Consider the following 26696-nt stretch of genomic DNA (forward strand, 5'->3'; position numbering starts at 1 on the left):
GACTTCAGAGGCACAGATAAAATTCAATAAAAACATAAAGATGAAAACACATGCAGCGAGATAAACCACTCGTGTCAGCCAAGCCTGCTGATCCGCAAAGTCTATCGACAGATCATGCTGAATGTGGGGAAAACAACCTCTGAAATGACATTTGGTTCACGCGCCGCGTACCTGTTTCAAGACTTGGCACTCATGGTCGAAATCCGCTTTATCTTGCGGCTGAATGTAACTTTGCCAGCGGGCAAACAGCTCGGCCGTCGGATATCGATGCAGACGAATACCGGTGCGATAGAGTTTGGGAAAGAGCGGGTCTGGCTGGGATCTCACGACCAGACCGCGCAGCTTCTCGCCAGAGGGAATGGCAATCACCAGCTCATCCCCCTCTTTCAACCGTATGGCCCCCAGAATACCGATGCCACCGATGGCTATGTCGCGCACTACCACATAGGGCACCGGGTTGAGCAACTCCAAAAACCAGTTGCGACGGCTGCATTGTGCCTTGTAACCACCGCCACTGAGGATAAAACGGCGGTGTCTGCGCCAGTCATAACCGGTAGGCAATGCCGGGTCATAGCGCGATTTTTCCTGCCCCACAGGCTCAGATTGCTCACTTGTGCTCATCCGGTTTCCCTCACTGGCATTGGTTAAACAGTGTCAGTCAGCTCTTTTTCATACTATAGCTGTCGCCGTCAGGCCCGGGGCTAAGGGGTCGGATAGGGGGAAGACAGATATATCACGGAAGCTAATGATGAATAGAGATGACATAGATGAGATGCGAACTACTGTGACTCGGTTTGATCAAGCAATTGACCAGTGAGTCGCACCGCCGCACCAATGCAATCTGACTTAGCCGGGCAGATGAAGTGCCAGCCAGACCGCCAGCGGGATCACTAGCACAGAGAGGGCATTGCCGCCGAGCACGATACTGGCCACCTTGTCCGGCTGACAGTGATACTGCTCGCAGAGCATGTAATTCAAGACCGCAGGGGGCAAGGAAACCGACAACATCAACAGCGGGATCCACTCCGTCTTGAGGGGCAACAGCCAGATCGCCAGCAGTAGCGACAATCCCCCCGCCAGCAGATAGAGCAGGTTGCACTTGAGCGCGAGGCCAAGATGATCGAGTTCTCCCTCCATCAGGCGAATGCCCAGCGCAAAGAGCATCAGGGGCACCGAGATCTGGCCGAGCAGCGAGGCCGTGGTCACCACATATTCCGGCAACGTGATATGCAGGTTGGCCACCAGCAAACCGGCCAGCGCGGCCCACAGCACAGGGCTTCGCAGCCACAGCCAGCGGGAGGTATTGGCCGAGAGGATAAACATGCCGACCGAGAAGTGCAGCAGATTGGAGAGCACAAAGAGGATCACGATGGCCCCCAGTTGCTGCTCGCCAAACGCCAGCACCATCAAGGGGATACCGAGATTGCCGGTATTTCGGAACATGGCGGGCAAGATCAGCGCTGCCCGCTCAATTCCTTTGAGTTTGAGCAGCGCGAGCAGCAGACCGGGTAACAGAATAACCAGCGCCCCCGCCGCAATCAGCGGCAGATGCTCCGCCAGCGCCAGCGGATACTTGACCAGCGCGGAGAAGACCAGCGCCGGGGTAAACAGCTCGATATTGGCCCGATTGACGTAACCGAGGGCGGCCCCCGGTTGCAATCGCCCGTAGAGAGCGCCGAGCCCGACCACACCGAACACCGGGATGACGATATTGAGCAGGGCGCTGAACATGGGCGGCGTCCGTTACAGTTCGCGGGCCGGTTTGCCCATCAGCACCACCGGATCCAGCGTTACTTCCAGTGCGCCGTTACTGACCCAGAGCTGACCATCGGAAATGGTGCAGGTGAGCTGCATGGTTCGCTCGACCATGGCGGTCAGCGGCAGAGTCTGGCTGTCGGAGAGTTCGATGATGCTGAGGTTGTCATGCTGGCTCAGCTTGCCCTGGTTCTGCTTCCACCAGACGCTGGTGCCACGACCGCCGTAGAGGTAGAGCACCACCTGACGGGCACGGTTACAGGCCTTTTTCAGCCGTTTTTCATCGGGTTGGCCCAGCTCGATCCAGAGCTCTATTTCGTCCGAGTAGTTCTTGCACCAGAGCTCGGGTTCGTCATCGGCGCTCAATCCCTTGGTGAACTCCAGTCGCTCAGCGGCATGCCAGGCAAAAGCCGCCAGCCGGATCATCATCCGCTCATCGGTTTCGGAGGGGTGGCGCGCCAGCGTGAGGGAGAAGTCCTGATACAGATTGCGATCCATATCAGACAAACTGATCTGGGCCTTGAATACGGTTGCCTTGAGAGCCATAGAAAACCTTGAACACCTGATAAGAGAAGGGTGAGTGGGAAATACGGGCGCCAGTGTAATCAAAATCGGCGGCAGGTTCGACCATCCTGACCAAAGATTTCCCCTTCCCTGCCGGGATAAGTGCTTTAAAAAACACAAAAAACAAATGCCAGTCCGAAGACTGGCATTTGGCGGCATGGAGAAGCGACTCACTTCTCGGCGGACTGTACCCCGAACGCATTCAGCAGCATGCAACAGGTCACTGCCACCGCCACGAATCCGCTCAGAAAGATAAAGGGCATGGCCCCGTATCCCAGTACTGTCCAGATGGTGTGTTCAAGAAGACTCATTGTTGTGTCCTTCATCCGGTGAAAGGTGTGTTCCTTCTGGCGGATATTGGTTCCGCTCTTGATGCCTCCATTTGACCTCAATCAGCGGTTGGGTCCTATGCCACCAAAGTGATAAATGCAGGGTTCATTTGCGCTGGATCAAGCTTTTTGGCCAAATATCCATGCAGTTCAAGCAATTACTACCGCCAATCAAGGATAGACACAAACACGGCAGAATAAAAAAACGCGCCGGATGGCGCGTTTCTTGGACAGCACAGGCAAGGGATCAGTTGTCGCACAGATCGCTTGGCATGTCCTGACGCAGGCGAGTCCACAGCTTGCCGGACTCGATACCGTACTGACGCACCGTCATGAACACGGCTTCGTGGTTCTTGGTCTCCGCCAGATTGAGCAGGGTCTTGTAGTAGGCATCTGCGGTCTCGCGGGCCTGCTTGTCGGAGAAGTAGTAGCTGCCAACCCGGCTGTACAACCCTTTGAAACCATTCAGGATCAGGGCGTAGATCGGATTGCCGGAAGCAAACGCCAGCTGGTGGTGCAGGCGATAATCGAACTCGGCATAAGCCTGGGCGTTGTTCTCGACCCCATCGGCGCCACGCAGGATCTCGGCGGCCTGTTCCGGATTGTGACGGATCGCCCCGCGGATAAAGATGGTGCAGATGTGGGTACGGGCGGAGAGCAGCTGAGCTATCAGATCAGGTACCTTGTCCTGATCCAGACGAGCCAACGTCTCCAGAATATTGAGGCCGGAGGTTTCCCAGAAATTGTTCACCTTGGTCGGCTTGCCATGCTGTATGGTCAACCAGCCATCACGGGCCAGTCGCTGCAGCACTTCCCGCAAGGTAGTCCGCGTCACCCCGATCAACTCGGATAATTCACGCTCGGCGGGCAGAATAGATCCGGGAGGAAAGCGATTGTTCCAGATGGACTCGATGATGTATTCCTCGGCAAACCCAGCTGGGCTCTGCGCTTTTATAACCATGAATTGACTCTGTTGTAATGCGTAAAAAGGCTGACGAATGATATCAAAGCGATGATGGCTGGCAAGCATAAGGTCAGTCCTCTGCTCACATATGGCAAATATAGTGTTGGGAATATGTATCTAATCGCCACGAGGGAGCCAGCCAACCCCGACTAGGTGGTTATAAAACAGACACATGGGCAGAGATCCATCGGCTATCATTTATAATCGTCACGCTTTTTGATTAAAATCACGAGGAATCAGACAGATAAAGGCCAACATCGGGAGGCACAGGTCGAATCATCCTTGACTGCATAGAAGCAGATCCTAACAACAAAGTTGAGACCCATTATCATGCCAATAAGCCTAGGGCAGGCATTCGCCAAGAACTTCTTGGGCAATGCACCACAGTGGTATAAAAGCGCCATCTTGCTATTTCTGGTGATCAATCCGATTGCCTTCCACCTTGATCCTTTCATTGCGGGCTGGTTACTGGTCGTTGAGTTTATCTTCACCCTGGCCATGGCCCTCAAGTGCTACCCCCTGCAACCGGGTGGTCTGCTCGCGATCGAAGCCGTGTTGATCGGCATGACCTCCGCCGATCAGGTCAAACACGAGCTGGTCGCCAATATCGAAGTGCTGTTGTTGCTGGTGTTCATGGTGGCCGGCATCTATTTCATGAAGCAGCTGCTGCTCTATGTCTTCACCAAGCTGCTGATCGGCGTACGCTCCAAGATCCTGCTCTCCCTCTCCTTCTGTCTGGTCTCCGCCTTCCTGTCGGCTTTTCTCGATGCCCTGACCGTGATTGCCGTGGTGATCAGCGTCGCCACCGGCTTTTACGCTATCTATCACAAGGTCTCGTCCGGCAAGGAGTTTGGTCACAGCCATGACCATACCGATGATAAGGAAGTCGCCGAGCTCAATCGCCAGGACCTCGATGATTTTCGCGCCTTCCTGCGCAGTCTGATGATGCATGCCGCCATCGGTACCGCGCTGGGTGGTGTCTGCACCCTGGTGGGCGAACCGCAAAACCTCATCATCGGCGAGCAGGCCAGCTGGAACTTCGCCGAATTTGCCATTCGCATGTCTCCCGTCACCGTCCCCGTCTTTATCTGCGGTCTGCTGACCTGCGTGTTGGTGGAACAGTTCCGCTGGTTTGGCTATGGCGCCCGCCTGCCGGACACGGTGCGCGCCATCATGGAGGAGTACAACCGCTACGAAGAGGCAAAACGCAGCCCGCAAGACAAGGCCAAGCTGATCGTTCAGGCATTGATTGCGGTCTGGCTAATCGTCGGTCTGGCCATGCACCTGGCAGCCGTTGGTCTGATTGGCCTCTCGGTCATCGTGCTGGCCACCTCTCTGACCGGGATCACCGAGGAGCACTCGCTGGGTAAAGCCTTCCAGGAGGCACTCCCCTTCACCGCCCTGCTGGCGGTCTTCTTCAGCGTGGTTGCCGTCATCATCGATCAGCAGCTGTTCAAACCGGTGATCCAGCTGGTACTGGCAGCCAAACCGGAGAACCAGCTGGCCCTCTTCTATCTGGCCAACGGGGTGCTCTCCATGGTCAGTGACAACGTCTTTGTCGGCACCGTCTACATCAATGAGGTGAAGACGGCCATGCTCAATGGTGCCATCGACCGCGCCCAGTTCGATCTGCTGGCGGTAGCCATCAATACAGGTACCAATCTGCCGTCAGTCGCCACCCCCAATGGTCAGGCCGCCTTCCTGTTTATGCTCACCTCGGCATTGGCGCCGCTGCTGCGTCTCTCCTATGGCCGCATGGTCTGGATGGCGCTGCCCTACACCCTGGTGCTGGGGCTGATCGGCTTTTTCTCTGTCGAATTGCTGCTTGGTCCTGCCACCGAGTGGTTCTATCAGCATGGATGGCTGGTGATGGAGAGTGCGCTGCCAGCGGTACAGCCGGCACTGCATTAATCCGTTACGACGGTTTCCGAGGGCCCTTTCAGGGCCCTTTTCTTTTCGGTTCCGCTCTGCTCTAATTCAGCCACTGTTTTTTCTGAGAGATCAATTAGATGATCGAGTTTCTCCGCCGTATTGCCGCCCATCGGCTGGCCTGGGGCCTGTTGGCAGCATCAGCCCTGTTCCTCGAGTTGTGCGCCCTCTTCTTCCAGCATGTGCTGGGCCTCTCCCCGTGCGTGATGTGCGTTTACGAACGGTTGGCGACCCTGGGTGTGCTGGCCGCTGGTCTGCTCGGCATGGTGGCGCCGGATAAGTGGTATGTTCGCTGGAGTGCCATGTTGCTGTGGGGCTACAGTGCCTTCCGCGGCTTCCAGCTGGCCCTCAAGCATGTGGACTATCAGGTTAACCCCTCCCCGTTCAACGTCTGCAGCCCGTTTGCCGACTTCCCGAGCTGGGCTCCGCTAGATCAGTGGCTCCCCTGGCTCTTTATGCCGGAAGGGGATTGTGCCCAGATCACCTGGCAGTTCTTCGGTTACTCCATGCCCCAGTGGCTGGTCGTCATCTTCGCCGCTTACCTGTTGGTCTTCACCGTAGTGGCCATCGGCAATCTGGTGAAAGGGCGCTGCTGCAACTGAGTGTCATGCCCGCGTGAAGATAAAAAGGGGGAGCCATGATGGCTCCCCCTTCTCGTTCTGGCTGACCGTATTTCTGGTTACGCCCTGGCAGTGCTCATCTTGGCCTTGACCGCGCCAATTACCATGGGCAACAGGGAGATACCGATGATGCCGAAGATCAGCAGGGTAAAGTTGTGACGCACCACCGGCAGATTGCCAAAGAAGTGGCCGGCATAGACGAAGGAGAGTACCCACAGCAGACCGCCAACCAGGTTGAACGCCAAGAAGCGCGGATAGGTCATGGCCCCCATCCCTGCCACAAACGGCGCAAAGGTACGCACGATGGGCAGGAAGCGGGTGATGATGATGGTCTTGCCGCCATGCTTGGCGTAGAAAACATGGGTCTTCTCCAGATAGTCGCGGCGGAAGATTTTGGAGTCCGGGTTGCGGAACAGCTGCTCGCCGAAGAAGTGACCAATGGTGTAGTTGACCACGTTGCCCAGCACGGCAGCGATGATCAGCACGGCCGCCAGGGTATGGACATCCAGCACGCTGCCCACGGTAAGCGCACCGGCGGCAAACAGCAGGGAGTCACCCGGCAGGAACGGCGTCACTACCAACCCGGTTTCACAGAAGATGATGAGAAACAGGATGGCGTAAACCCAGACACCATAGTTCTCGAACAGCTCTTTCAAATGCACGTCAACGTGCAGGATAAAGTCGATTGCAAAGAGGATCAGATCCATTTTTCCATACCCATAAAGTGAACGGCGTGGAGTCTACGCCAATGCCATCCGGGCGACAATCATCGGGGCAGCCTCTTTTTCCTCACGCAGCGCCCACCTTCAAATGAAACCGTTTTTCCGCTTCCTTCGAGGGTGAAGGCACAAAGAGAGATACCGAGCATGGTCTTGAAAAGGTGAACTAGGAGGCCTGTTCCAGATCGCTGCGCACTGCGGGGGGCAGACAACGCTCCCAGCCCCATAGCAACACCAGCAGCAGGGTCACATCATCGAACCAGCCCAGCATGGGCACCACGTCGGGGATAAGATCCACCGGACTGATGCCATAGAGCAGGATAAGGATAACCAGGGCTCTCGCCCACCAGGGGGTACCGGGATGGCGAAAGCCCTGATAGAGACGACGAAGTCGTTGCCAGACAAGCCAGCGTTTGCGGCTCATGATTCGATCAACTCGCTGCGCAGCCGCTGGATCTGATCCCGCAGTGCCGCCGCCTGCTCGAACTCCAGATCCCGGGCATGTTGGAACATCTGTTCCTCCATCCGCTTGATCTCTTTGGCAATCTCGCTGGCTGAGCGGACATGGTATTCCCCTTGCGGCTCGGCTGCCTTGCGCATCCCCTTGCCTGGTTTGCCTGCCGTTCGGCTGCCCCCCATGTCCATCACATCGCCAATGGATTTGTTGAGCCCTTTGGGGGTGATCCCATGCTTGAGGTTATGGGCATGCTGCACGGCGCGGCGCCGCTCGGTCTCCTCAATGGCCACCTTCATCGAGTTGGTGATGGTATCGCCGTAGAGAATGACCTTGCCGTTGAGGTTACGCGCCGCCCGGCCGATGGTCTGGATCAGCGAGCGAGTGGAGCGCAGGAAGCCCTCTTTATCTGCATCCAGAATCGCCACCAGCGACACCTCCGGCATGTCGAGACCTTCCCGCAGCAGGTTGATCCCCACCAGCACATCGAACTTGCCAAGGCGCAGATCGCGGATGATCTCCACCCGTTCGACCGTATCGATATCGGAGTGCAGGTAGCGCACCTTGACGTCGTGCTCCGCCAGATACTCGGTCAAGTCTTCCGCCATCCGCTTGGTCAGAGTCGTGACCAGCACCCGCTCCTCCACCGCGACCCGCTTGCGGATCTCGGAGAGCAGATCGTCCACCTGAGTGGTCACAGGACGCACCTCGATCTGTGGATCGAGCAGGCCGGTTGGGCGCACCACCTGCTGCACCACATCGCCGCCAGATTTCTCCAGCTCGTAGGGGCCGGGGGTCGCCGAGACAAACACCGTCTGCGGCATCAGCGCTTCAAATTCGTCAAACTTGAGCGGCCGGTTGTCCAGCGCAGAGGGGAGCCGGAAACCGTACTCCACCAGGGTCTCCTTGCGGGAGCGGTCCCCTTTGAACATGGCGCCAATCTGCGGCACCGTGACGTGGGACTCGTCGATGATGAGCAGGCCATCCCCCGGCAGGTAGTCAAACAGGGTGGGCGGCGGCTCCCCCGGCGCCCGGCCGGAAAGGTAGCGGCTGTAGTTCTCGATGCCGGAGCAGTAACCCAGCTCCTGCATCATCTCCATGTCGAACTGGGTGCGCTGGCTGATGCGCTGCTCTTCAACCAGCTTGTTGAGGGACAACAGCTGCTCGCGGCGACTGCGCAGCTCCTCCTTGATATGCTCGATAGCACCCAGAATGGTTTCGCGCGGGGTGGCGTAGTGGGTCTTGGGGTAGATGGTATAGCGCACCACCGTCTGCTCTATGGCACCGGTCAGGGGATCGAACTGGGAGAGCCGCTCCACCTCTTCATCGAAGAGCTCTACCCGCAGCGCCAGCTTGTCCGATTCGGCAGGGTAAATATCGATGACTTCACCGCGCACCCGGAAAGTACCGCGTTGAAACGCCATGTCGTTGCGGGTGTACTGCAGCTCGGCGAGGCGGCGCAGGATATCCCGCTGGTTGATCACATCCCCCACTTTGAGATGCAGCATCATGCTCAGATAAGCTTGGGGATCCCCCAGACCATAGATGGCCGACACCGAGGCGACGATCACCACGTCGCGCCGCTCCAGCAGCGCCTTGGTGGCGGACAATCGCATCTGCTCGATGTGATCGTTGATGGAGGCATCCTTCTCTATAAAGGTGTCGGTGGTCGGCACATAGGCTTCGGGCTGGTAATAGTCGTAGTAGGAGACGAAATACTCCACCGCATTGTCGGGGAAAAACTCCTTCATCTCGCCATAGAGCTGGGCGGCCAGGGTCTTGTTGGGAGCCAGGATCATGGTCGGGCGGTTCAGGGTGGCGATGACGTTGGCCATGGTGAAGGTCTTGCCCGAACCGGTCACCCCGAGCAGGGTCTGGTGGGCCAGCCCCGACTCGATGCCATCCAGCAGTTGGGCAATCGCCGTGGGCTGATCCCCGGCGGGTTGAAACTGGCTGGCTAACTTGAACAATTTGCTCATGAACACTCCCGACACAAAACAGCAGAGGAGCAGTGTAACCGAGGGCTTGGCAGCGGTACACCCGTGCCATCATCCCGCGAATGGCTTGACCACCCCGGACACCTTCTGTATGATGCTCCTCCTTGCCTGATGTTCCCCCGTAGTTCAGTCGGTAGAACGGCGGACTGTTAATCCGTATGTCACTGGTTCAAGTCCAGTCGGGGGAGCCAAATTCCTCACCATCTCGGTGCAAGTTATCCACTTTAGTGCCCTCTCCTGCCAATTTTAATGCACAAGATACTTCTTGCTGCTACGCTCCCTTTTGTGACCCGTTCCGGCTCGACAGAGTTTTCTCCTGCCGCATCTAACCATTTGATTTTTATACAAACATTTTTCTTTCGGTATTTTTTGAACAGCCCTTGCATCCCAGTACTGGCGCGGCTTTCAGGGCGATGAACAAGTTTCATAAACAGGGTTATCCACAGATTCTGTGGGTAAGTGCAGCAAGCCCTGTCAGGACGCGGGATTGCCTGTTATCCCCTGCAACAGGAGACCATTTTACAGGCTAACCTGATTTTATTCTGTTTTGTCCCACCCTCTGTAATTGTTGATTAACAGGCTCTATTGGCACTTTCCGGAGATATCTTTTTGCCAGCCCTTTCCCCATATGGGAATGACGCTAGTATCTCGTCATTTGACTCTTTTACGACCAAGAGAGCCCCAGGTTGAATCTGCTGAAACCGATCTGTGGCGAAGCGCTAGACAGCAGAATCTAAAATCTCACCCATGAGAGTGCAAGCCCGGCTGCAACCAGCATGTTTCACTAATTGACAACGGGAAGGAGAGCAAAAATCACCTGCTTTTTTCCGATGCTCCCCTTATCCCGCCGCCTGCTCATTAAATAGCGTCCGATAACTTCCGATTAATCCCCCCTTATGCTTCTTTATTAGTGATAGATACGGCACAATATCGGCCCCACTTTTTTCCTCGGTTTTTCCGGGCATGACTATAGATTTTGTGACACTGCTGCATCAAAGCGACTCCCTGCTGCTGTTCGTGGTATTGGCCTTCGGCCTGCTGCTTGGCAAAGTGCGGATTGGCAACTTCCAGATTGGCAACACCATAGGTGTGCTGTTTACCGCCCTGCTGTTTGGCCAGATGGGCTTCGAGTTTACTGCCACCACAGAAAACGTCGGCTTTATGCTCTTCATCTTCTGTGTGGGGATTGAGGCTGGCCCCCACTTCTTCAGCGTCTTCCTGCGCGATGGCATCCACTACATCACCCTGACTCTGGTGATCTTGCTGACAGCTCTGCTGCTGACAGTGGGGCTGGCCAAGTTCTTCAATCTGGGGCCGGGCATGGCGGCGGGGATCCTGGCGGGTTCCCTCACATCGACCCCGGCGCTGGTGGGTGCACAGGATGCCCTGCGCAGTGGTCTGCTCAACCTGCCCCATCAAACCGATATGCAGGCGGTACTCGATAACATGGGCATCGGCTACGCCCTGACCTATCTGGTGGGTCTGGTTGGTCTGATGCTGGTGGTGCGCTATCTCCCGTCACTGGCACGACTCGATCTCAATACCGAAGCGCAAAAAATCGCCCGTGAGCGGGGTCTCTCCGACAGCGATAGTCGCAAGACCTATCTACCCATCATCCGCGCCTATCGGGTTGGCCCCGAACTGGCAGCCTGGATCGGCGGCCGTACCCTGCGGGAGACCGGCATCTACCCCCATACCGGCTGCTATGTTGAGCGGATCCGCCGCAACGGCATTCTCGCCAGTCCCGATGGCGATGCCGTCATTCAGGAAGGGGACGAGATCGCCCTGGTGGGCTATCCCGAGAGCCACGAGAAACTGGACGTCAACTACCGCAACGGTAAAGAGGTATTTGATCGCAACCTGCTCGACCTGCAGATCGTCACCGAAGAGATAGTGGTGAAAAACGACGCCGTGGTCGGCCGCCATCTGGTGGAGCTCAACCTCACCGAGAAAGGGTGCTTCCTCAACCGGGTGGTACGCTCCCAAATCGAGATGCCGTTCGATCGCAACATCATGTTGCAAAAAGGCGATGTGCTGCAGATCAGCGGCGAGAAACAGCGGGTCAAACTGCTGGCCAACAAGATCGGCTTTATCAGTATCCACAGCCAGACCACAGATCTAGTGGCTTTCACCACCTTCTTCGTGCTCGGCTTGCTGATCGGCTCCGTCTCGCTGGTGTTCGGCCAGATTGAATTTGGCCTCGGCAACGCCGTCGGTCTGCTGTTGGCTGGTATTCTGATGGGGTATCTGCGGGCCAACCACCCCACCGTGGGTTACGTACCGCCCGGAGCCCTGCGACTGGCCAAGGATCTCGGTCTTGCGGTCTTTATGGTGAGCACCGGCCTCAAGGCGGGTGGCGGCATTCTGGATCACCTGAGCGAAGTGGGTGCCGTAGTGCTCTTCTCCGGCATGTTGGTCACTACCCTGCCGGTGCTTGTCGGTTATCTGTTCGGGGTCTGGGTATTGAAAATGAACCCGGCGCTGCTGCTCGGCGCCATCACTGGTGCCCGTACCTGCGCCCCCGCCATGGATGTGGTCAACGAGGCCGCCAACAGCTCCATTCCGGCGCTTGGCTACGCAGGTACCTATGCGGTGGCCAACGTGATGCTGACGCTGGCAGGCTCCTTTATTATCGGCTTCTGGTTCTAACCAGTAACCATCAAATTACCGCTAACAAAGAAGGGAGCCTCAGGCTCCCTTCTTGCTATCTGCCTTTCTCCCGAGATGCGGATCAGGCTTATTGGTGTGATCTCACCTGACACCAACCATCAGCGCTGAACTCTGCCCCCTATCCTACAATGGTTGACGCTCTGCTCTGCTCTGCTCTGCTCTGCTCTGCTCTGCTCTGCTCTGCTCTGCTCTGCTCTGCTCTGCTCTGCTCTGCTCTGCTCTGCTCTGCTCTGCTCTGCTCTGCTCTGCAATGAGTGATGGCAGATCACGGAAACAAAAAAAGCGCCCTGAGGCGCTTTTTTCATATCAACCGGATAATCATGCTTTGAACTTGCTGAACACCAGGGAGGCGTTGGTACCGCCAAAGCCGAAGCTGTTGGACATGACAGTATTAAGCTCGGCCTCTTCGTACTCGCGCACGATGGGCAGACCTTCGGCCTTCTCGTCCAGAGTCTCGATGTTGATGCTGGGAGCGATAAAGCCGTGCTCCATCATCAGCAGTGAGTAGACAGCCTCGTGCACGCCGGCAGCGCCGAGCGCATGGCCGGTCATCGCCTTGGTGGCAGAGATCTTGGGACCGTTGGCACCAAACAGAGTCTGGATGGCTTCCAGCTCCTTGGTATCGCCAACCGGGGTGGAGGTACCGTGGGTGTTGATGTAATCAACCTTGCCAACCCCCTGCATTGCCATCTTCATGCAACGCACCGCGCCTTCGCCGCTCGGCGCGACCATGTCATAGCCATCGGAGGTAGCACCGTAACCGGTCAGCTCGGCATAGATGTGAGCACCACGTGCCAGCGCATGTTCCAGCTCTTCGATCACTAGGATGCCGCCGCCACCGGAGATAACGAAACCATCGCGATTCGCATCATAGGTACGGGAGGCTTTTTCCGGCATGTCGTTGTACTTGGTGGAGAGGGCGCCCATGGCGTCAAACTGGATGGTAGAGGACCAGTCCAGCTCTTCACCGCCACCGGCGAAGACCACATCCTGTTTGCCAAGCTGGATCAGCTCAAGCGCGTGACCGATGCAGTGAGCAGAGGTGGCGCAAGCTGAACTGATGGAGTAATTGACACCCTTGATCTGGAACGGGGTCGCCAGGCAAGCAGAGGTTGTGGAGGACATAGTGCGCGGCACCATGTAAGGGCCCACACGCTTGACCCCTTTCTCGCGGGCGATGTCCACAGATTCCGAGGTGTTCTTGCCGGAGGCACCACCTGAACCGACAACCAGGCCGGTACGCTCGTTGGAGACCTGATCTTCCGCCAGACCGGCATCTTCAATGGCCTGCTGCATGGAGAGATAGGCGTAGGCCGCAGCGTCGCCCATGAAACGCATGACTTTACGGTCGATCAGTTCAGACGGATCGAGTTTGATGTTACCCCAGACACGGCTGCGCAGATTGTGCTGCTCGAACTGCTCGGAATAGGTGATGCCGGATTTACCTGCTTTCAGGGAGGCCAGCACTTCTTCCTTGTTGTTGCCGATACTGGAGATGACGCCGATACCGGTGATCACTGCTCTTCTCATTAATTCATCTCGTCTGGAAAAACTGGCGCCAAGTCTACCCGCTTTCGGCTGCCAAACTGGTCTGCTTTCACGTAGAATGCCCGCGATTTTGTGACGCGAGCCGAGGAAAACGTGAGTCAAACATCCTTACATCATGCCCGATTGGACTGGAATGAAGCGGGAACTCCTGTCTCCAGTGACTTCGGGGATGTGTACTTTTCCAATGATAACGGTCTAGGTGAAACCCGCTACGTCTTTTTGCAGCAAAACCGGCTGCATGCGCGATTTTCGCACCACGATAGTGACATTTTCGTGATAGGTGAAACAGGTTTCGGCACAGGCCTTAACTTTCTGGCGACAATGCAAGCCTTCCTGGAACAGGCGCCTCAATCCGGCAACGGCTCCCGTCTGCACTTCATCAGTTTCGAGAAATACCCCCTGACCCGGGACGATCTGCGCAAAGCGCTGGCTGCCTGGCCTGAACTTGGCCACTTGAGTCAGGATCTTATCGCCCAATGGCCGCTGCCGCTTTCCGGTTGCCACCGCCTGCATTTTGCGGGCGGCCGCATTCGCCTCGATCTCTGGTTTGGCGACATCAAGGATATGCTGCCGCTGGTACCGCACCGGGCAGAGGGGCTGGTGGATGCCTGGTATCTGGATGGTTTCTCCCCGGCCAAAAACCCGGAAATGTGGACACAGGAGCTGTTTGACGGTCTCGCGCGCCTCGCCCGTCCCGATTGCTCCATCGCCACCTTTACCTGTGCCGGTTTTGTCCGTCGTGGCCTGATTGCCGCCGGTTTTGCTATGAAGAAGGTGAAGGGCCACGGTAGCAAGCGGGAGATGCTGGTGGGGGATCGCACCGACAAGCAGCCGCAGCAAACCATAGTCCCCTGGTATGCCCGTCCTTCCGGACGCGCTGGCGAGGTAGTGATCATCGGCGGCGGCATTGCCTCGGCCATGACGGCGCTCTCTCTGGTGGAGCGGGGCCGCAAGGTGACGTTGTTGTGTGCAGATGGCGAACCGGCCACCGGCGCCTCCGGCAACCGCCAGGGCGCGCTCTATCCGCTGCTCAACGGCGAGCACGATGCCCTGTCACGCTTCTATTCGCTCGCTTTTGGCTATGCCCGCCAACGGCTACTGGCGTTGGCCGCGCAACATCCCATCGCTTTTGCACTGTGCGGGGTAACCCAGCTCGGTTATGACGACAAATCGGCAGCCAAGCTGGCGAAAATGAGCCATGGCCCCTTCCCCCCCGAGCTGATGTATCCCCTCTCTACAGCAGAGGTAGAGCAGGTGGTTGGCCTGCCCTGTGGCCACAGCGGCGTCAGTTACCCGCTGGGAGGCTGGCTCTGTCCGGCCGATCTCACCCACGCAGCTATCAAAGAAGCGCAAGCCAGCGGGCTGCTTGAGGTGGCGTTCAATACCGAGGTGGTCGCTATTACTGAACTGGCCGATGGCTGGCAAATAAAAAGCCAGGATGGCCGCCACTGGCAGGCCCCCAATCTGGTGGTCGCCGCCGGTCACCAGTTGCCATCACTGCTACCCTTTGCCGAGCTGCCGCTCTATCCGGTACGCGGTCAGGTAAGCCATGTGCCGACCTCAACCAGCCTGAGCCGGCTTAATACCGTGCTCTGCTACGATGGCTACCTCACGCCAATGCACAACGATCAACACTGTATTGGTGCCAGCTATGGCCGTAACCAGAGCAGCCTTGAGTTTCGTGCCGAGGAGCAAATCCAGAATCAGGTGCGGTTGCAAGCCTGCCTGCCGGAGCAAACCTGGCCCGCCGAGGTGGATGTGAGCGGCAACGAGGCGCGCGTGGGGGTGCGTTGTGCCAGCCGGGATCACCTGCCGGTGGTGGGGCCAGTGGCCAGATTGCAAGGTCTGGCGGATCATTATATGCAGCTGCAGCATGAACAGCACAACGCCCAGCCGCTCCCCCTTCACCCCGGCCTCTATGTGCTGGGGGCGCTCGGTTCGCGGGGTCTCTGCTCGGCGCCGCTCTGTGGCGAGCTGCTCGCCAGCGAGATCTGCGGCGATCCCTTGCCGCTGGCCGCCGATCTGCTGGAAGCGCTCCACCCAGCCCGTTATTGGGTACGCAAGCTGCTCAAGGGCAAAGCGCTGGTCTAAACCGGACTCTGCAAACAAATAGAATGGCCGCTCATCGGGCGGCCATTCTATTTATCAAATCATTCGATAAAGAGGCGTGTTGGCAGGATATCGGACCCTCTATAGCGCTCACTTGGGCCAATGCACCCCGAGCTGTTCGCCATAACCCGTCTGACGCTGGAAATCGTCTACCCGTGCCTTCACCTTGTTCAATTCGCCACTGCCCGCAGCCCAGGCGGCATAGCGCAACGCCTGGCAATCTGCATGGCCTGGTAGTGCCGCAATCGCCCCGCCCACCTGATTTCCGCCTTGCAGCACCATCTCTTTGAAACGGGATTCATAGTCAAACATGCTGGAGAGCAGCCGACCCCAGCGCTGGCGAGCAGGGTCACTGCCCTCCGAACTCTGACGCCAGCGGGGCAACAATACAGTGGCATGAGTCGTTACCGTTACCCGTTTGAGCTGGCAACGCCCCGGCAACTGGTCGGTTTCCAGCTGCCAGTCCACCTGATAACTCGCCTTGCCGAGCACAGGCTTGCCATTCACCTTGGGGGCACTCTGAGCAATGGCGCGTGCCAGTTGATCTGGCTGGGCAGCACTTACCTCATAAAAACGGACATTGATGCGGGACTCTGGCACCACTTGCGGCCGGCTCGGCTGAGCCTGACTCATCAGGGGCAACAGCAATAGCACGCTCCCCACTACTCCATAAACCTTGCTGACCATGCCAGACTACCTTCCTTGATTGCACGGGCGGAGTACCAACCTTGGTGAAACCCACCGCCACACAGATGACGGGTATAGCCTATGTGTGACCAAGAGGCGGCGCAATACAATGATGCTCCCAGAAATCAGAGCAAGCTCACAGGTTGCGTGAGCAAAGTATGGCACAAGGATGAAACTGTATTTTTATTGAGCAGGACGACTGATGCGCTGCCAGTCGAGGTGATAGTTTTTCACATTGATGTCATGACCATCTATCTGAATGAAATGATCATTTTTAAGACGGTTGGCAAAAAAGTCCTGATCTGCCCCCTCATTGAGCCACAGCTCGCAAAGTCCCCGTTTTCCCTCTTTGGCATAAAATCTCGGGGTGACCAGCAACGCGACCCCATCTACCCGGATGGCATGACGGGCCAGGCAGTTTGCTTCGGTGGTTTTGGATGCCAGCGCGGCAAAACGGGGTCTGTTCCCCTCGGCAACCACCAGTACGCCGTAAGAGTGAGGAGCCATGAGACGCCGCATGGCGACCGCCTGATGAGGACCGGTTTGATGAAAACCGTCATTGGTTACCGCAAACACGCAAGTAGGTGAAAATAGCATCGCGAGCAGGAAAATAGAGCGTTTAATGCCTGAAAAATCACCAATCACCATATAAAAGCCTCAAAAGACAACCAAGGCTGGCAAGGGTAGGTAGCCAAACCCGCTGGGTAAAGTACCTTTACCTTTCTTTAATTCTGTTCATGGGGTTAAACGTTGATTTAGCTCACACAACATCCTGTTTCCAGTCGCCACTCTACCCCTATCGGAATAGACTCCTTCCACTCTCATCCAATCAGAAGGCAACATATGCTGGAACTCATTGTTGGCACCCTGGTCACCCTGGTGGTGGGCCGTGCCATTTTCAAAGGATACTCCGCAACCGGGGTGCTGCTGAGCGGCGGCTTGCTGCTGCTGGTCATCACCGCCATGATGGGCAAGCCGGTATTGCCGAGCAAGGTGGTCAGCACCGGTTATCTCGCAACCGATATCTTCGAATACGTCCGCTTCCTGCTCAATGATCGTGGCGGTGGACTGGGGATGCTGATCATGGTGCTCTGTGGCTTCGCCGGCTACATGAGCCATATCGGCGCCAACACCATTCTGGTCAAGCTGGCCAGCAAACCGCTCGGCATCATCAAATCCCCCTATATCCTGCTGGTGGCTGCCTATCTGGTGGCCTGCGCCATGTCGCTGGCGGTGAGCTCCGCTACCGGCCTCGGCGTGCTGCTGATGGCCACCCTGTTCCCGCTGATGGTCAACATGGGGATCTCCCGTGGCGCGGCTGCGGCCGTGTGCGCCTCGCCAGCCGCCATCATTCTGGCACCGACCTCAGGGGACGTGGTGATGGCTGCTCAGGCCGCCAACATGCCGCTGCTGGATTTTGCCTTCAAGCTGACCCTGCCCATCTCGCTGGTGGCGATCGCCTGCATGGCGGTGACCCACTTCTTCTGGCAGCGCTACCTTGATCAAAAATCCGGTGAGCACAACGAGCCGGTCGCCCCGGGTGATCTGGTGACGACTGCGCCCGCTTTCTACGCCATCCTGCCGTTCACCCCCATCATCGGGGTACTGGTGTTTGACGGTAAATGGGGTCCACAGCTGGACATCGTCACCATCATCGTCATGTGCATGGTGCTGGCCAGCCTGCTGGAACTTGTCCGCATCCGCAATGGCAAGGAGCTGCTGGATGGTCTGCAGGTCTGCTGGCGCAACATGGCTGACGCCTTTGCCGGTGTGGTCATGCTGCTGGTCGGTGCCGGCGTATTTGCCCAGGGTCTGATGACCATCGGCTTTATCGACACCCTGCTGGCTCACGCTCAGGATCTCGGTTCCGGCGGCCTGATCATGATGCTGTCGCTGGTGGTGATCACCACCCTGGCAGCCTTTACCACCGGCTCGGGTAATGCCCCCTTCTACGCTTTCGTGGAGCTGATCCCCAACCTGGCCAGCAGCCTTGGCATCAACCCGGCCTATCTGGTGATCCCGATGCTGCAAGCCTCCAACCTGGGTCGCACCATTTCTCCGGTCTCCGGGGTGGTGGTCGCCTGTGCGGGTATGGGCAAACTCTCGCCGTTCGAGGTGGTCAAGCGCACCAGTATGCCGGTCGCCGTCGGCCTGCTGGTGGTGATCATCGCCACCCAGATCATGGTACCCGCCTGATCGCAGACCAGCCCGGCACCCTGCCGGGCTGGTATCCCCCCCCCTTTGCAGTAGACTCGGTGCTCATTTTCCCCCCTAAGGAGGACCGAGATGAGTATTACGGTTCAACTTGCCCATTTCAGTGATTGCCACTCCCACTTCGATGGCGCGCCCATGAGCTTCTCCCCTGTCGGTGAAAGTCAGTGGCGCACCCAGTGCGGCGGTTATGCCCGGATCCTGACCCGACTGACCCAACTGCGTGCCAAAGCCGCAGCAGCCGGCCAGCGTTTTCTGTTTCTGCACGGTGGCGACTCCTTTCAGGGCTCTCTCTATTTCAACCGCTTCAAAGGGCGCGCCAACGCCGACCTGCTCGCCATGCTGGCCCCCGATGCCATGGTACTTGGCAACCACGAATTCGATCTGGGCAACGGCCCACTGGTGGAGTTCTTGCGCCAGCTCGATTTTCCGGTACTGGCCGCCAATCTGGACAACAGCCAGGAGCCTGCCGACACAACCCTTGGGCTGTGGGATATCCCCCACCTCTACGATGCCCATCAGCCCTGGCATCGCCGGGTGATCGATGGGGTTCCCTTTGCGCTGCTCGGCATCACCCTCGCCCAGATGGCCGCCATCGCCAACCCGGATCCCCACACCCGTTTCCACGCAGTGGCTGACACCCTCAGCAAAGTGCTGCGGGAGATAAAGAGCGAAGGGATCCAGCATATCGTGCTGCTGAGCCACCTCGGGCTGGATCAGGACAAGCTGCTGGCCGAGCGTTTCCCCGAGCTCAGCCTGATCATCGGTGGCCACACCCACAGCCTGCTGGGGGATCTCGCGCCGCTGGGTCTGCCAAGCGAAGGCAGCTATCCGCTGATGAACAACGGGGTGGCCATTTTGCACGCAGGCCACAGCGCCCTCTGCCTCGGCGTCTGCGAGCTCACCTTCGATAAGGCGGGCCGTGTCGTACAAAGTGAGGGGCAGCTGGAGTGGCTCCCCTGGCAACCCTGGCCGTTCGCCTCCACGCCACCCGCCGGGCTCACCTTCTGCGAGCCGGATCCACAGCTTGAACAACATCTGGCCAAACGCTATCGGCCAGAGATCGAGACCATGAGCCAGCGCATCGTCACCCGACTGGCAGCTCCACTGCACCATCAGCGGCTGCCGGATGCCACCTTGCCCCATGGCAGCCAACTCGCCCCGCTGGTGGCCCGCGCCATGCTGACCGCCGCCCGTGAACAAGTGGGTGAGGTAGACTTTGCCCTGCACAATGCTGGCGGCGTGCGCTGCTCGCTGGAGCCTGGCCCCCTGAGCGAAGCGGATATCGCCGGTCGCCTGCTGCCGTTTGCCATTCCCCTCACCCTCTATCGGGTGCACGGTCACGAGTTGGCGGAAGCGCTGGAGAATGCCATCGACAACGCCACCAATAAAGGCGTGGTCGGCAATGGTAACGGCAGCTTCCCCTACACTGCGGGAATACGATTCACCTATCAGGCCGATCGGCCCAAGGGCCAGCGCATCACCCGACTGGAGTGGGAAGCCGCCCCCTGCCAGTGGCAAACGGTCAATGCCGAACAGGTCTATCGGGGGGTGTCAAGCGCCTATACCGCCTCCGGCAAGGAGGGTTACACCGCACTGGCGCGTACCCTGACCCAGCACAACCAGGAGCTCGGCATCACCCTGGCCGATGCTTTTATCCGCTGGGCCCGCCATCTGCCCGCGCTGGAAGCGCAGCCGCCCCTGATTGAGTACATAAGTTGAGTGCACATAAATACATTTGTCGTAAATCAGTCAGGGTTGCCAAGCGCCAGTGGCTCGCAGCGATTCACTCGCCGCTGAAGTCCCACTGACGGCCAAAATTGCCGCAGCCAGCGCCCGGTTCCCTGCAAGAACCGGGCTTTTTCGAGAATATTTGCCCCACACGGGCCCGCCCCATTGCATCGCACTCACTAGCTCGGCAAGATAGGCCCGCTTTCAAGACCAGCTGCAGGAACAGGCGACTTCATGAATCACTCCATCCGTTTCACTCCCCCTCGCGTCAACCCGGGTATCAAGCCAGCCATTGTGCTGCTGACCGCCTTGCTGGCGCTGCTCTTCTGTCTGCGCAACCCGCTCTTCCACGCCATGGCGCCGGGCTTTGATGCCTCGCTGTTCGCGGTGATGGGCAAGATGTGGAGCGAAGGGGGCGTGCTCTATCGCGACATGATTGACATCAAGGGGCCGATGATTTTCGCCCTCGACGCGCTGGGCTATCGAATGGGTGGTTTTGTCGGGATCTGGGCGCTGGAGTGGGTGCTATGCTGGCTTGGACTGCTGGCCAGCTGGCAGGCCTTTGCCCAACTTGGCCTCTCGTTCAAGGCGCGTCTCGGCGCCATGCTGGCGGTGCTGGCTCTCTACGGCACCCGTTACTACTACGGCAACATGACCGAGGACTGGACCTTCCACCTCGCCCTCATCGCCCAGTGGGCCTTCATTACCCTGCTGCTGGACAAGGGATTTCGCTGGTGGCCGGCGCTGGTGGCGGCCCTTACCTTCGCCATCGTCGCCTGGATGCGCACCAACAACGGCGCCTTCTGGGGCGCCTGGTATCTGGTACTGTTCTGCCACTGGTGTCTGCATGAGAAGTGGCGTGACGCCATCTTGCTGCTCATCTCCAGCCTGCTGGGACTGGCGCTGATTGGCGGCCCGCTTTACGCCTACTTCCAGCAGCATGATCTGCTGGCGGCCTTCAAATACTACGCCTTCGACATCTTTTTCGAAGGGAGCTACGGCAATGGCTTCTCTCCCATGGTGGGCGCCGTCGGCCTGCTACGCACCGGCCTTATCATGCTGCTGCCCGCCTTCATCATTCTGATGCTGAGCCGCCGTCAGGAGTGGTATCTGCCCGCCTTGCTGGCGACCCTGTTTGGGGTGCTGTTCACCCTGATCGCCAACTCGGTCTCCGGCCATGTGTTCGATCACTACGACGTGCTCTATCTGCAACTGGCGGTGCTACCGCTGGCGGTATTGCTGGATCGCAGCGAACAGCAGGCAGATGCCATCGGCCTGCTCTGCATCTCGCTGGTGGTGCTCACCGCCAGCTGGCTGCTGGCCCAGCAACTCGCCTTTGGCTGGAGCACCAAGGAGTGGTCCCTCGAACGGGTCAACGAGGTGCTCGGCACCAGCCTGCTGTGGGCGCTGCCGGTGCTGATCCTCATCCCTCTCTGGCGCGCCTGGGATGTGCGCAGTGCCACCCCCTGGCTGGCAACGCTGGCCATGCTGCTGCTGATGATCAACAACGCCTGGGAAGGCACCCTCAAAGGCCGCCCTTTCAATCCGGCAGCTCAGGTACGGGTTGATCGCATCAAGGCCGAGACAGTCCCGAGCGACAAGATCTGGGTCGATGGCATCCAGCCGCAATATTATCTCTGGACCGATCGCCAGCCGGCTTCCGCCTACCTCTTCTTTGCCAACGTCAATCCGCCCTATGACGTGCGCGAGCGGGTGCTGGCCGATATCCAGCGCCAGAGCCCGAAGTTCATCATCGCCAAGCCGGATCGGGTGAGCGAGGAGCTGAAAAAGCCGAGCTCCCCTTCCCATCTCGCCTTCTATCAATACCTGACCAGCCACTATGAAGAGGTGGATCCGGGTCTCTATCGCCGACGCTGATCGTCAATACGCCCCGCAGGGCGGCCATTGTTGCAATGGCCGCCCTTTTTCTTGCGCCAGAGCCCCCTTGCAGCAGCGGCCCGCAGTAGGCAAGCCCGCCCGAGATAACTACAATGACGCTCTTTTTGATGTAACGAGTGACACCATGGCGGAACTGACTTATCTGGGCGGCTATCCCGACCCCCTCAAGGCACAGGTACAACAGCTGATTGCGGCGGGCAAGCTTGGGGAGATGCTGGCCAAACGCTATCCGGAGAGCCACCAGATCCAGAGCGACAAGGCGCTGCTCGCCTACACCATGGAGCTGAAGAACCGCTACCTCAAGAGCTCGGCGCCCCTGTCAAAGGTGGTGTTCGATGGCAAGATCAACGTGATCAAGGATGCCCTCGGTCTGCACACCTACGTCAGCCGAGTGCAGGGCAGCAAGCTCAAGGCCAAGAACGAGATCCGCATCGCCGCCCTGTTCAAGGAGGCACCGCCCCCATTCCTGAAAATGATCGTGGTGCACGAGCTGGCCCATATCAAAGTGAAGGATCACAACAAGAGCTTCTACCAGCTCTGCCAGCACATGGAGCCCGACTATCATCAACTGGAGTTTGATCTCAGGCTCTGGCTCACCTGGCGCGATATCGACAAGGCCAACCGCTAGGTAGACAACCGTTTCAGGGAGGAAACATGTCATTTGCCGCCACCCCCTTTGGTGCCACCCGCCTTATTGCCACTTTGGTAATGGCCAGCTTGGGCCGCGCTGACTATCCCCGCAGCGCGTCACGTGGGCTGCTGGCCCTGCTGCTTCTGCTCGCGGGCCACAGCGCCCGGGCCGATGAGCGCTGGCAGAGCGACAGCTATCTCACCGAGAGCTTTATTGCCATCGCCATGGAGCGGGAATATGGCGAAGCCAGGCAGACCCGTTTTGCCCGCTGGCAGCAGCCGATCCGGCTGCAACTTATCAACGAATCGGGTGACAAGCCGCTGCAGGCCGACGTGGTGAAGGTACAGGCAGCCCATCTGGCCCGCATCACCGGCCACTCCATCAGCATGGTGACCGCAAAGCCCAACCTCACCCTGATCATGACCGACTACAGCAAGATGAAGAGCTGGGCCAACCGCACCATGGGGGGGGATCCATCAGTCAAGATGGCACTCAAGGAAGGGCTCTGCCTTGCCAACTTCGCAACCAATGCGAAACACGAGATCAGCCGTGCCACCATCATCATTCCGGTAGACTACAGCAGAGCCAAGGGGCGTTTTCTCGACTGCGTGGTGGAGGAGTTCACCCAGGTGATGGGGCTGCCCAACGATTCGGACAAGGTGTTTCCCTCCATCTTCAATGACAACAGCATCGACAGCTTTTTGACCGGGCTGGACTATGTGCTGCTCAAGATGGCCTATCACCCGGCCCTCAAAGCCGGAATGAGCAGTGACGAGATCCGCGCCGCACTGCCCATTGCGCTGGCCGACCTGCGCGCCAAAGGGGAGATCCGCGAAGCCAATCGCCGGGTGCAGCAGCAGAGCCTGAAAAGCTGGGCGGGGTTGTAACGGGCCTGGCTCAACCCAGAGCCAGAAAAACCATCGCGAGCCTCTCACCACCCACAAAAAACGCAGCCACCTGGCTGCGTTTTTTGTTGTCCGGGGATCAGCGGATCATTCGCGGGCATGCCCGTTTATCAGCAACCCATTTATCCAACGCCCGAGTTATCCACTGACCGTGCGGGATCAGGAGGCGACGTTCTCTTCCTGCATCCAGCTCTCGGCGTTCTCCCACACCTCCTGCACCATGGCTTCGGCCAGCTCTTTGTCTTCCTTGCTGGCACGGCTGACGGTCAGGGCCATGGCGCTGCCCGGCGCGACCCGCACATGGATGTCGGGGAATTTTTCGCCAAGCTGCTTGAGCAGCTCCTGACGCAGCGCCTCCATGGTCGAGGTCGGGATCTGATGTTTTCTGTCGATGATGATTTCAAGACGCATAGGAAACTTCTCCATGATTTATAACTGTATTTTTATCCAGTATTCATGGGAAGTAAAGTGCCAACTTGCACCAATCAGAAAAGATCCAGCTGCTGACCACAGATCCGATCGAACGATTCGCCGATAAAGGGCAGGATGGCATCGGCAATGGGCCGCAACTGCTTGTCGATATAGTGCTCGTAATCGATGGCGCTGCGCCGGTACTCCAGCGGCTCGGGGCCATTGAGGGTCATCAGATAGGCGATGGAGCCCCGATGCTGATAGCGCTGGGGCAGACCGCGGCGCAGGTTCTCCTCATCGGCCAGCCGCGCTGCCCGCACATGGGGCGGTACATTCTTCTGATACTCCTCGAGCTTCTGGCGTAGCCGTTTGCGGTAGATAAGCAGATCGTCGTGACGACCGGCGCGGGTCTCATCGACCATGGTGCGCACATAGCCGCTGGGATCTTGGTCGTGAAACACCAGCTCATAGAGGCGGGTCTGGAACTGCTTGGCCAGCATGGTCCAGTCGGTACGCACCGATTCGAGCCCCTTGAATACCAGCTGTTCACACCCCTCACTGGCCTTGCCAACCAGACCGGCATAGCGCTTCTTGCTGCCCTTCTCCAGCCCGCGAATGGTGGGCATCAGAAAGCGGCGGTAGTGGGTCTCGTACTGGATCTCGAGATAACTCGGCAGGTCGAACTCGCGCCTGATCAGTGCAGCCCAGTTATCGTTGATCATTTGAGCCAGTCGCTGGCCGATCTCGTCCGCCTCATCGGGGCTGGTCTCGCGCCCCAGATGGACAAAGGTGGAGTCAGTATCGCCATAGATCACCTCGAACCCCTTCGCCTCAATCCACTCGCGGGTCTGCTGCATGATGCTGTGGCCACGCAGGGTAATGGACGAGGCTAGGCGCGGATCATAGAAACGGCAGCCCCCTGAACCCAGCACGCCGTAGAAAGAGTTCATGATGATTTTGATGGCCTGGGAGAGCGCCTTGTTGCTGGCCGCCTTGGCTCTGTCCCGCGCCGCCCACAAGGTAGCGATGAGATCCGGCAAGAAGTGCCGTTCGCGGGAGAACATGGCGCCGCGAAAGCCCGGAATAGCGTGCTCGGGATGCTGCAGCCCTTCGATGAGCCCCATGGGGTCGATGCAGAAGGTTCGGATGATGCTGGGATAGAGGCTCTTGAAATCGAGCACCAGCACATGGCGATAGAGACCGGGTTTGGAGTCCATCACATAACCGCCGGGGCTTGCGAGCCCCCCGTCGGCCGGCAGATTGGGGGCCACGTAACCGCCACGATGGAGCCGCGGCAGATAGAGGTTGGTAAAGGCCGCCACCGAGCCCCCCACCCTGTCCAGCTCCAGGCCGGTGAGGGAAGCACGCTCGATGGCAAAGGGGATAAGGTGGCAGTAGTCGAAGATCTCCCACACCAGCTTGCAATCTTCCAGGTTGTAGCGGGCCAGCGCCTCCTTGTCGGAGTGGAACAGCTCGGTGATCTTCTCCCCCCGATTGGCCACATCCTCGATATCCTTGCCACGGCCGAGCAGTTCGCTCGCCACCGCATCCAGGCTGTAGCTGGCAAACTGCCAGGTGGCGCTTTTGAGGGTATCGATGCCATCGAGCACCATGCGCCCGGGAATGATGACGTTGCCAGTCTGGGGATCGCCCCGTGACGAGCGCCAGAAGCAGAGCTCACGACCCCGCCCGAGCCGCAGCCGCCGCTTGTTAAGCTCGGCGCGACGTAGCAGCAGGCGAAAATCAAAATTAACCACGTTCCAGCCGATGACCAGATCGGGGTCATGCAGGCTGAACCAGCTCTCCAGCGCACTCAGCAGGGAGCTCTCGTCCTCTACCCACTGGACCTGGGTGCCCCAGCTCTCGGCATCCGCTTCCGAGGTACCGATCATGATGACCCGCGCATCCTGTTCGCTGTAAAGACCGACCGAGAAGAGGGCCCCGTCCATGGCGCACTCCACATCCAGCGACACCCAGGAGAGGGTCGGCGTCACCGCCTGCGGCGCGCAGCGCGCCTCGTTCACCTCCCAGTAGCCCTGCTTGCCCCCCTTCTTCACCGCACGGCCATCGAAGCGTACGCCAGCGGTGATGAAACGCTCCATCAGAAAACGTTCCGGCAGCCGGATATCCGCCTCGAAGTGCTCCAGCCCTCGAATAAGCAGCAGCTCGATGGCGCGGTGAAAGGCACTCAGGGTAGCGAAATAGCAGCCCACCACAGGGCGGCCATCGAAAGTGTGCATCGGCAGGCGGCGAAACCGCCCGCTCACCCCGGCCCCCTTGAACAGCTCGGCAGCTTCTGCCATATGGCTCTGCGGCAAAAAGAACACCGGCTCTTGCCCCTGCACCACCACCCGCACCGGCCCCTGCGCGCTCCAGAGCCACATCACGATTTCGGTGGTTGCAGGCAGCCCGTTGCGGCCGCGCACGTCCCGACCGTGGCGGGTCAGGATAAAACCGTCGAGCGGCGGAGTGGCGGGTACGGTGGGCTGGGTTGCAGTCATGAAGCGTAAAGGGGCTGTCCGAGAATGGGACTATTGTACGTTCATACAGTGCCTGCTCGCAA

The 26696-nt window shown here is 58.5% G+C and carries 24 protein-coding genes and 1 tRNA gene; 11 read left to right on the forward strand and 14 right to left on the reverse strand.

Going from position 1 to position 26696, the window contains the following annotated elements; genetic code table 11:
- Positions 1-156: 156 nt before the first annotated feature.
- From ACTG2G_RS00770 to fadR, 5 genes are all read right to left on the reverse strand, one after another.
- Positions 157-621 (reverse strand): hypothetical protein, encoded by a 465-nt coding sequence (locus tag ACTG2G_RS00770; RefSeq protein WP_111900169.1) that lies wholly within the window; start codon positions 619-621, stop codon positions 157-159.
- A 225-nt stretch (positions 622-846) separates the two neighbouring features.
- Entirely contained in the window at positions 847-1731 is an 885-nt protein-coding gene (locus ACTG2G_RS00775) for an AEC family transporter (RefSeq protein ID WP_421252343.1), read from the reverse strand.
- Between the two features lie 12 nt (positions 1732-1743).
- Entirely contained in the window at positions 1744-2301 is a 558-nt protein-coding gene (locus ACTG2G_RS00780) for a YaeQ family protein (protein ID WP_005336887.1), read from the reverse strand.
- 188 nt (positions 2302-2489) lie between these two features.
- Positions 2490-2630: a TIGR02808 family protein gene (locus ACTG2G_RS00785; protein ID WP_005345965.1), complete on the reverse strand. Its 141-nt coding sequence runs from the start codon at positions 2628-2630 to the stop codon at positions 2490-2492.
- Between the two features lie 265 nt (positions 2631-2895).
- Positions 2896-3609, reverse strand: a complete 714-nt coding sequence (fadR, locus tag ACTG2G_RS00790) for a fatty acid metabolism transcriptional regulator FadR (RefSeq protein ID WP_026034983.1) — start codon at positions 3607-3609, stop codon at positions 2896-2898.
- 333 nt (positions 3610-3942) lie between these two features.
- Here fadR and nhaB point away from each other — a divergent pair, with 333 nt between their 5' ends.
- A complete protein-coding gene (nhaB, locus tag ACTG2G_RS00795) occupies positions 3943-5523 on the forward strand; it encodes a Na(+)/H(+) antiporter NhaB (RefSeq protein WP_064338053.1) in 1581 nt (526 codons plus the stop codon).
- A 98-nt stretch (positions 5524-5621) separates the two neighbouring features.
- Positions 5622-6143 carry a disulfide bond formation protein DsbB gene (dsbB, locus tag ACTG2G_RS00800; RefSeq protein WP_005336895.1) on the forward strand — a complete coding sequence of 174 codons (522 nt, stop codon included), beginning with the start codon at positions 5622-5624 and terminating at the stop codon, positions 6141-6143.
- A gap of 77 nt (positions 6144-6220) precedes the next feature.
- Here dsbB and ACTG2G_RS00805 read toward each other — a convergent pair whose 3' ends face one another.
- From ACTG2G_RS00805 to uvrB, 3 genes are all read right to left on the reverse strand, one after another.
- Entirely contained in the window at positions 6221-6868 is a 648-nt protein-coding gene (locus tag ACTG2G_RS00805) for a DedA family protein (protein WP_439985025.1), read from the reverse strand.
- 178 nt (positions 6869-7046) lie between these two features.
- Positions 7047-7304, reverse strand: coding sequence for a YkvA family protein (locus ACTG2G_RS00810; RefSeq protein WP_108613663.1), 258 nt, complete (start codon positions 7302-7304; stop codon positions 7047-7049).
- Positions 7301-9313 (reverse strand): excinuclease ABC subunit UvrB, encoded by a 2013-nt coding sequence (uvrB, locus tag ACTG2G_RS00815; RefSeq protein ID WP_439985027.1) that lies wholly within the window; start codon positions 9311-9313, stop codon positions 7301-7303. Before uvrB ends, ACTG2G_RS00810 begins: the two co-directional genes overlap by 4 nt.
- A 133-nt stretch (positions 9314-9446) precedes the next feature.
- Here uvrB and ACTG2G_RS00820 point away from each other — a divergent pair.
- Positions 9447-9522 (forward strand) — tRNA-Asn (locus ACTG2G_RS00820).
- A gap of 33 nt (positions 9523-9555) precedes the next feature.
- Here the strand turns inward: ACTG2G_RS00820 and ACTG2G_RS00825 are convergent.
- A complete protein-coding gene (locus ACTG2G_RS00825; protein WP_439985028.1) occupies positions 9556-9759 on the reverse strand; it encodes a hypothetical protein in 204 nt (67 codons plus the stop codon).
- Positions 9760-10294: 535 nt separating this feature from the next.
- Between ACTG2G_RS00825 and ACTG2G_RS00830 the strand changes: the two genes are divergently transcribed.
- A complete protein-coding gene (locus tag ACTG2G_RS00830; RefSeq protein WP_005345980.1) occupies positions 10295-11980 on the forward strand; it encodes an aspartate:alanine antiporter in 1686 nt (561 codons plus the stop codon).
- A gap of 149 nt (positions 11981-12129) precedes the next feature.
- Positions 12130-12255 (forward strand): hypothetical protein, encoded by a 126-nt coding sequence (locus tag ACTG2G_RS00835; RefSeq protein WP_439985029.1) that lies wholly within the window; start codon positions 12130-12132, stop codon positions 12253-12255.
- A gap of 64 nt (positions 12256-12319) precedes the next feature.
- Here the strand turns inward: ACTG2G_RS00835 and fabB are convergent, their stop codons facing one another.
- On the reverse strand, positions 12320-13531 hold the full coding sequence (gene fabB / locus ACTG2G_RS00840) for a beta-ketoacyl-ACP synthase I (protein ID WP_216978860.1): 1212 nt from the start codon (positions 13529-13531) through the stop codon (positions 12320-12322).
- Positions 13532-13621: 90 nt separating this feature from the next.
- Here fabB and mnmC point away from each other — a divergent pair, with 90 nt between their 5' ends.
- On the forward strand, positions 13622-15640 hold the full coding sequence (gene mnmC / locus ACTG2G_RS00845) for a bifunctional tRNA (5-methylaminomethyl-2-thiouridine)(34)-methyltransferase MnmD/FAD-dependent 5-carboxymethylaminomethyl-2-thiouridine(34) oxidoreductase MnmC (RefSeq protein ID WP_429206037.1): 2019 nt from the start codon (positions 13622-13624) through the stop codon (positions 15638-15640).
- Between the two features lie 108 nt (positions 15641-15748).
- Here the strand turns inward: mnmC and ACTG2G_RS00850 are convergent, their stop codons facing one another.
- Together ACTG2G_RS00850 and ACTG2G_RS00855 are read right to left on the reverse strand one after the other, a co-directional pair.
- The gene (locus ACTG2G_RS00850) at positions 15749-16345 is read right to left on the reverse strand and encodes a DUF922 domain-containing protein (RefSeq protein ID WP_216953506.1); all 597 of its coding nucleotides are present in this window, start codon (positions 16343-16345) and stop codon (positions 15749-15751) included.
- Between the two features lie 183 nt (positions 16346-16528).
- Entirely contained in the window at positions 16529-16993 is a 465-nt protein-coding gene (locus ACTG2G_RS00855) for a hypothetical protein (RefSeq protein ID WP_429206040.1), read from the reverse strand.
- Positions 16994-17188: 195 nt separating this feature from the next.
- On the opposite strand from ACTG2G_RS00855, the gene dcuC reads away from it, so the two are divergent.
- From dcuC to ACTG2G_RS00880, 5 genes are all read left to right on the forward strand, one after another.
- Positions 17189-18541 carry an anaerobic C4-dicarboxylate transporter DcuC gene (gene dcuC / locus ACTG2G_RS00860; RefSeq protein ID WP_421258681.1) on the forward strand — a complete coding sequence of 451 codons (1353 nt, stop codon included), beginning with the start codon at positions 17189-17191 and terminating at the stop codon, positions 18539-18541.
- Between the two features lie 90 nt (positions 18542-18631).
- Entirely contained in the window at positions 18632-20278 is a 1647-nt protein-coding gene (locus ACTG2G_RS00865; protein ID WP_439985030.1) for a bifunctional metallophosphatase/5'-nucleotidase, read from the forward strand.
- A 243-nt stretch (positions 20279-20521) separates the two neighbouring features.
- Positions 20522-22165: a hypothetical protein gene (locus ACTG2G_RS00870; protein ID WP_139443577.1), complete on the forward strand. Its 1644-nt coding sequence runs from the start codon at positions 20522-20524 to the stop codon at positions 22163-22165.
- Between the two features lie 145 nt (positions 22166-22310).
- Positions 22311-22814, forward strand: a complete 504-nt coding sequence (locus tag ACTG2G_RS00875) for a M48 family metallopeptidase (protein WP_227342756.1) — start codon at positions 22311-22313, stop codon at positions 22812-22814.
- 26 nt (positions 22815-22840) lie between these two features.
- Positions 22841-23704, forward strand: coding sequence for a DUF2927 domain-containing protein (locus ACTG2G_RS00880; protein WP_421352372.1), 864 nt, complete (start codon positions 22841-22843; stop codon positions 23702-23704).
- 177 nt (positions 23705-23881) lie between these two features.
- Here the strand turns inward: ACTG2G_RS00880 and ACTG2G_RS00885 are convergent, their stop codons facing one another.
- Positions 23882-24133 carry a DinI family protein gene (locus tag ACTG2G_RS00885; RefSeq protein ID WP_227342753.1) on the reverse strand — a complete coding sequence of 84 codons (252 nt, stop codon included), beginning with the start codon at positions 24131-24133 and terminating at the stop codon, positions 23882-23884.
- A 74-nt stretch (positions 24134-24207) separates the two neighbouring features.
- Positions 24208-26634 (reverse strand): DNA polymerase II, encoded by a 2427-nt coding sequence (locus ACTG2G_RS00890; RefSeq protein WP_429206047.1) that lies wholly within the window; start codon positions 26632-26634, stop codon positions 24208-24210.
- Between the last annotated feature and the right edge of the window lie 62 nt (positions 26635-26696).

This window comes from Aeromonas sp. 55A (genome assembly GCF_051919665.1).
Lineage (GTDB): Bacteria > Pseudomonadota > Gammaproteobacteria > Enterobacterales > Aeromonadaceae > Aeromonas > Aeromonas veronii.

Coding starts and splice junctions, on each gene's coding strand:
- ACTG2G_RS00810 (WP_108613663.1), bottom strand. CDS start 7,304: ATGAGCCGCAAACGCTGGCTTGTCTGGCAACGACTTCGTCGTCTCTAT.
- ACTG2G_RS00865 (WP_439985030.1), top strand. CDS start 18,632: ATGAGTATTACGGTTCAACTTGCCCATTTCAGTGATTGCCACTCCCAC.
- ACTG2G_RS00785 (WP_005345965.1), bottom strand. CDS start 2,630: ATGAGTCTTCTTGAACACACCATCTGGACAGTACTGGGATACGGGGCC.
- ACTG2G_RS00770 (WP_111900169.1), bottom strand. CDS start 621: ATGAGCACAAGTGAGCAATCTGAGCCTGTGGGGCAGGAAAAATCGCGC.
- dsbB (WP_005336895.1), top strand. CDS start 5,622: ATGATCGAGTTTCTCCGCCGTATTGCCGCCCATCGGCTGGCCTGGGGC.
- ACTG2G_RS00885 (WP_227342753.1), bottom strand. CDS start 24,133: ATGCGTCTTGAAATCATCATCGACAGAAAACATCAGATCCCGACCTCG.
- dcuC (WP_421258681.1), top strand. CDS start 17,189: ATGCTGGAACTCATTGTTGGCACCCTGGTCACCCTGGTGGTGGGCCGT.
- ACTG2G_RS00825 (WP_439985028.1), bottom strand. CDS start 9,759: ATGAAACTTGTTCATCGCCCTGAAAGCCGCGCCAGTACTGGGATGCAA.
- ACTG2G_RS00780 (WP_005336887.1), bottom strand. CDS start 2,301: ATGGCTCTCAAGGCAACCGTATTCAAGGCCCAGATCAGTTTGTCTGAT.
- fabB (WP_216978860.1), bottom strand. CDS start 13,531: ATGAGAAGAGCAGTGATCACCGGTATCGGCGTCATCTCCAGTATCGGC.
- ACTG2G_RS00805 (WP_439985025.1), bottom strand. CDS start 6,868: ATGGATCTGATCCTCTTTGCAATCGACTTTATCCTGCACGTTGACGTG.
- uvrB (WP_439985027.1), bottom strand. CDS start 9,313: ATGAGCAAATTGTTCAAGTTAGCCAGCCAGTTTCAACCCGCCGGGGAT.
- ACTG2G_RS00880 (WP_421352372.1), top strand. CDS start 22,841: ATGTCATTTGCCGCCACCCCCTTTGGTGCCACCCGCCTTATTGCCACT.
- ACTG2G_RS00870 (WP_139443577.1), top strand. CDS start 20,522: ATGAATCACTCCATCCGTTTCACTCCCCCTCGCGTCAACCCGGGTATC.
- ACTG2G_RS00835 (WP_439985029.1), top strand. CDS start 12,130: ATGGTTGACGCTCTGCTCTGCTCTGCTCTGCTCTGCTCTGCTCTGCTC.
- ACTG2G_RS00830 (WP_005345980.1), top strand. CDS start 10,295: ATGACTATAGATTTTGTGACACTGCTGCATCAAAGCGACTCCCTGCTG.
- ACTG2G_RS00775 (WP_421252343.1), bottom strand. CDS start 1,731: ATGTTCAGCGCCCTGCTCAATATCGTCATCCCGGTGTTCGGTGTGGTC.
- nhaB (WP_064338053.1), top strand. CDS start 3,943: ATGCCAATAAGCCTAGGGCAGGCATTCGCCAAGAACTTCTTGGGCAAT.
- ACTG2G_RS00875 (WP_227342756.1), top strand. CDS start 22,311: ATGGCGGAACTGACTTATCTGGGCGGCTATCCCGACCCCCTCAAGGCA.
- fadR (WP_026034983.1), bottom strand. CDS start 3,609: ATGGTTATAAAAGCGCAGAGCCCAGCTGGGTTTGCCGAGGAATACATC.
- ACTG2G_RS00850 (WP_216953506.1), bottom strand. CDS start 16,345: ATGGTCAGCAAGGTTTATGGAGTAGTGGGGAGCGTGCTATTGCTGTTG.
- ACTG2G_RS00890 (WP_429206047.1), bottom strand. CDS start 26,634: ATGACTGCAACCCAGCCCACCGTACCCGCCACTCCGCCGCTCGACGGT.
- ACTG2G_RS00855 (WP_429206040.1), bottom strand. CDS start 16,993: ATGGTGATTGGTGATTTTTCAGGCATTAAACGCTCTATTTTCCTGCTC.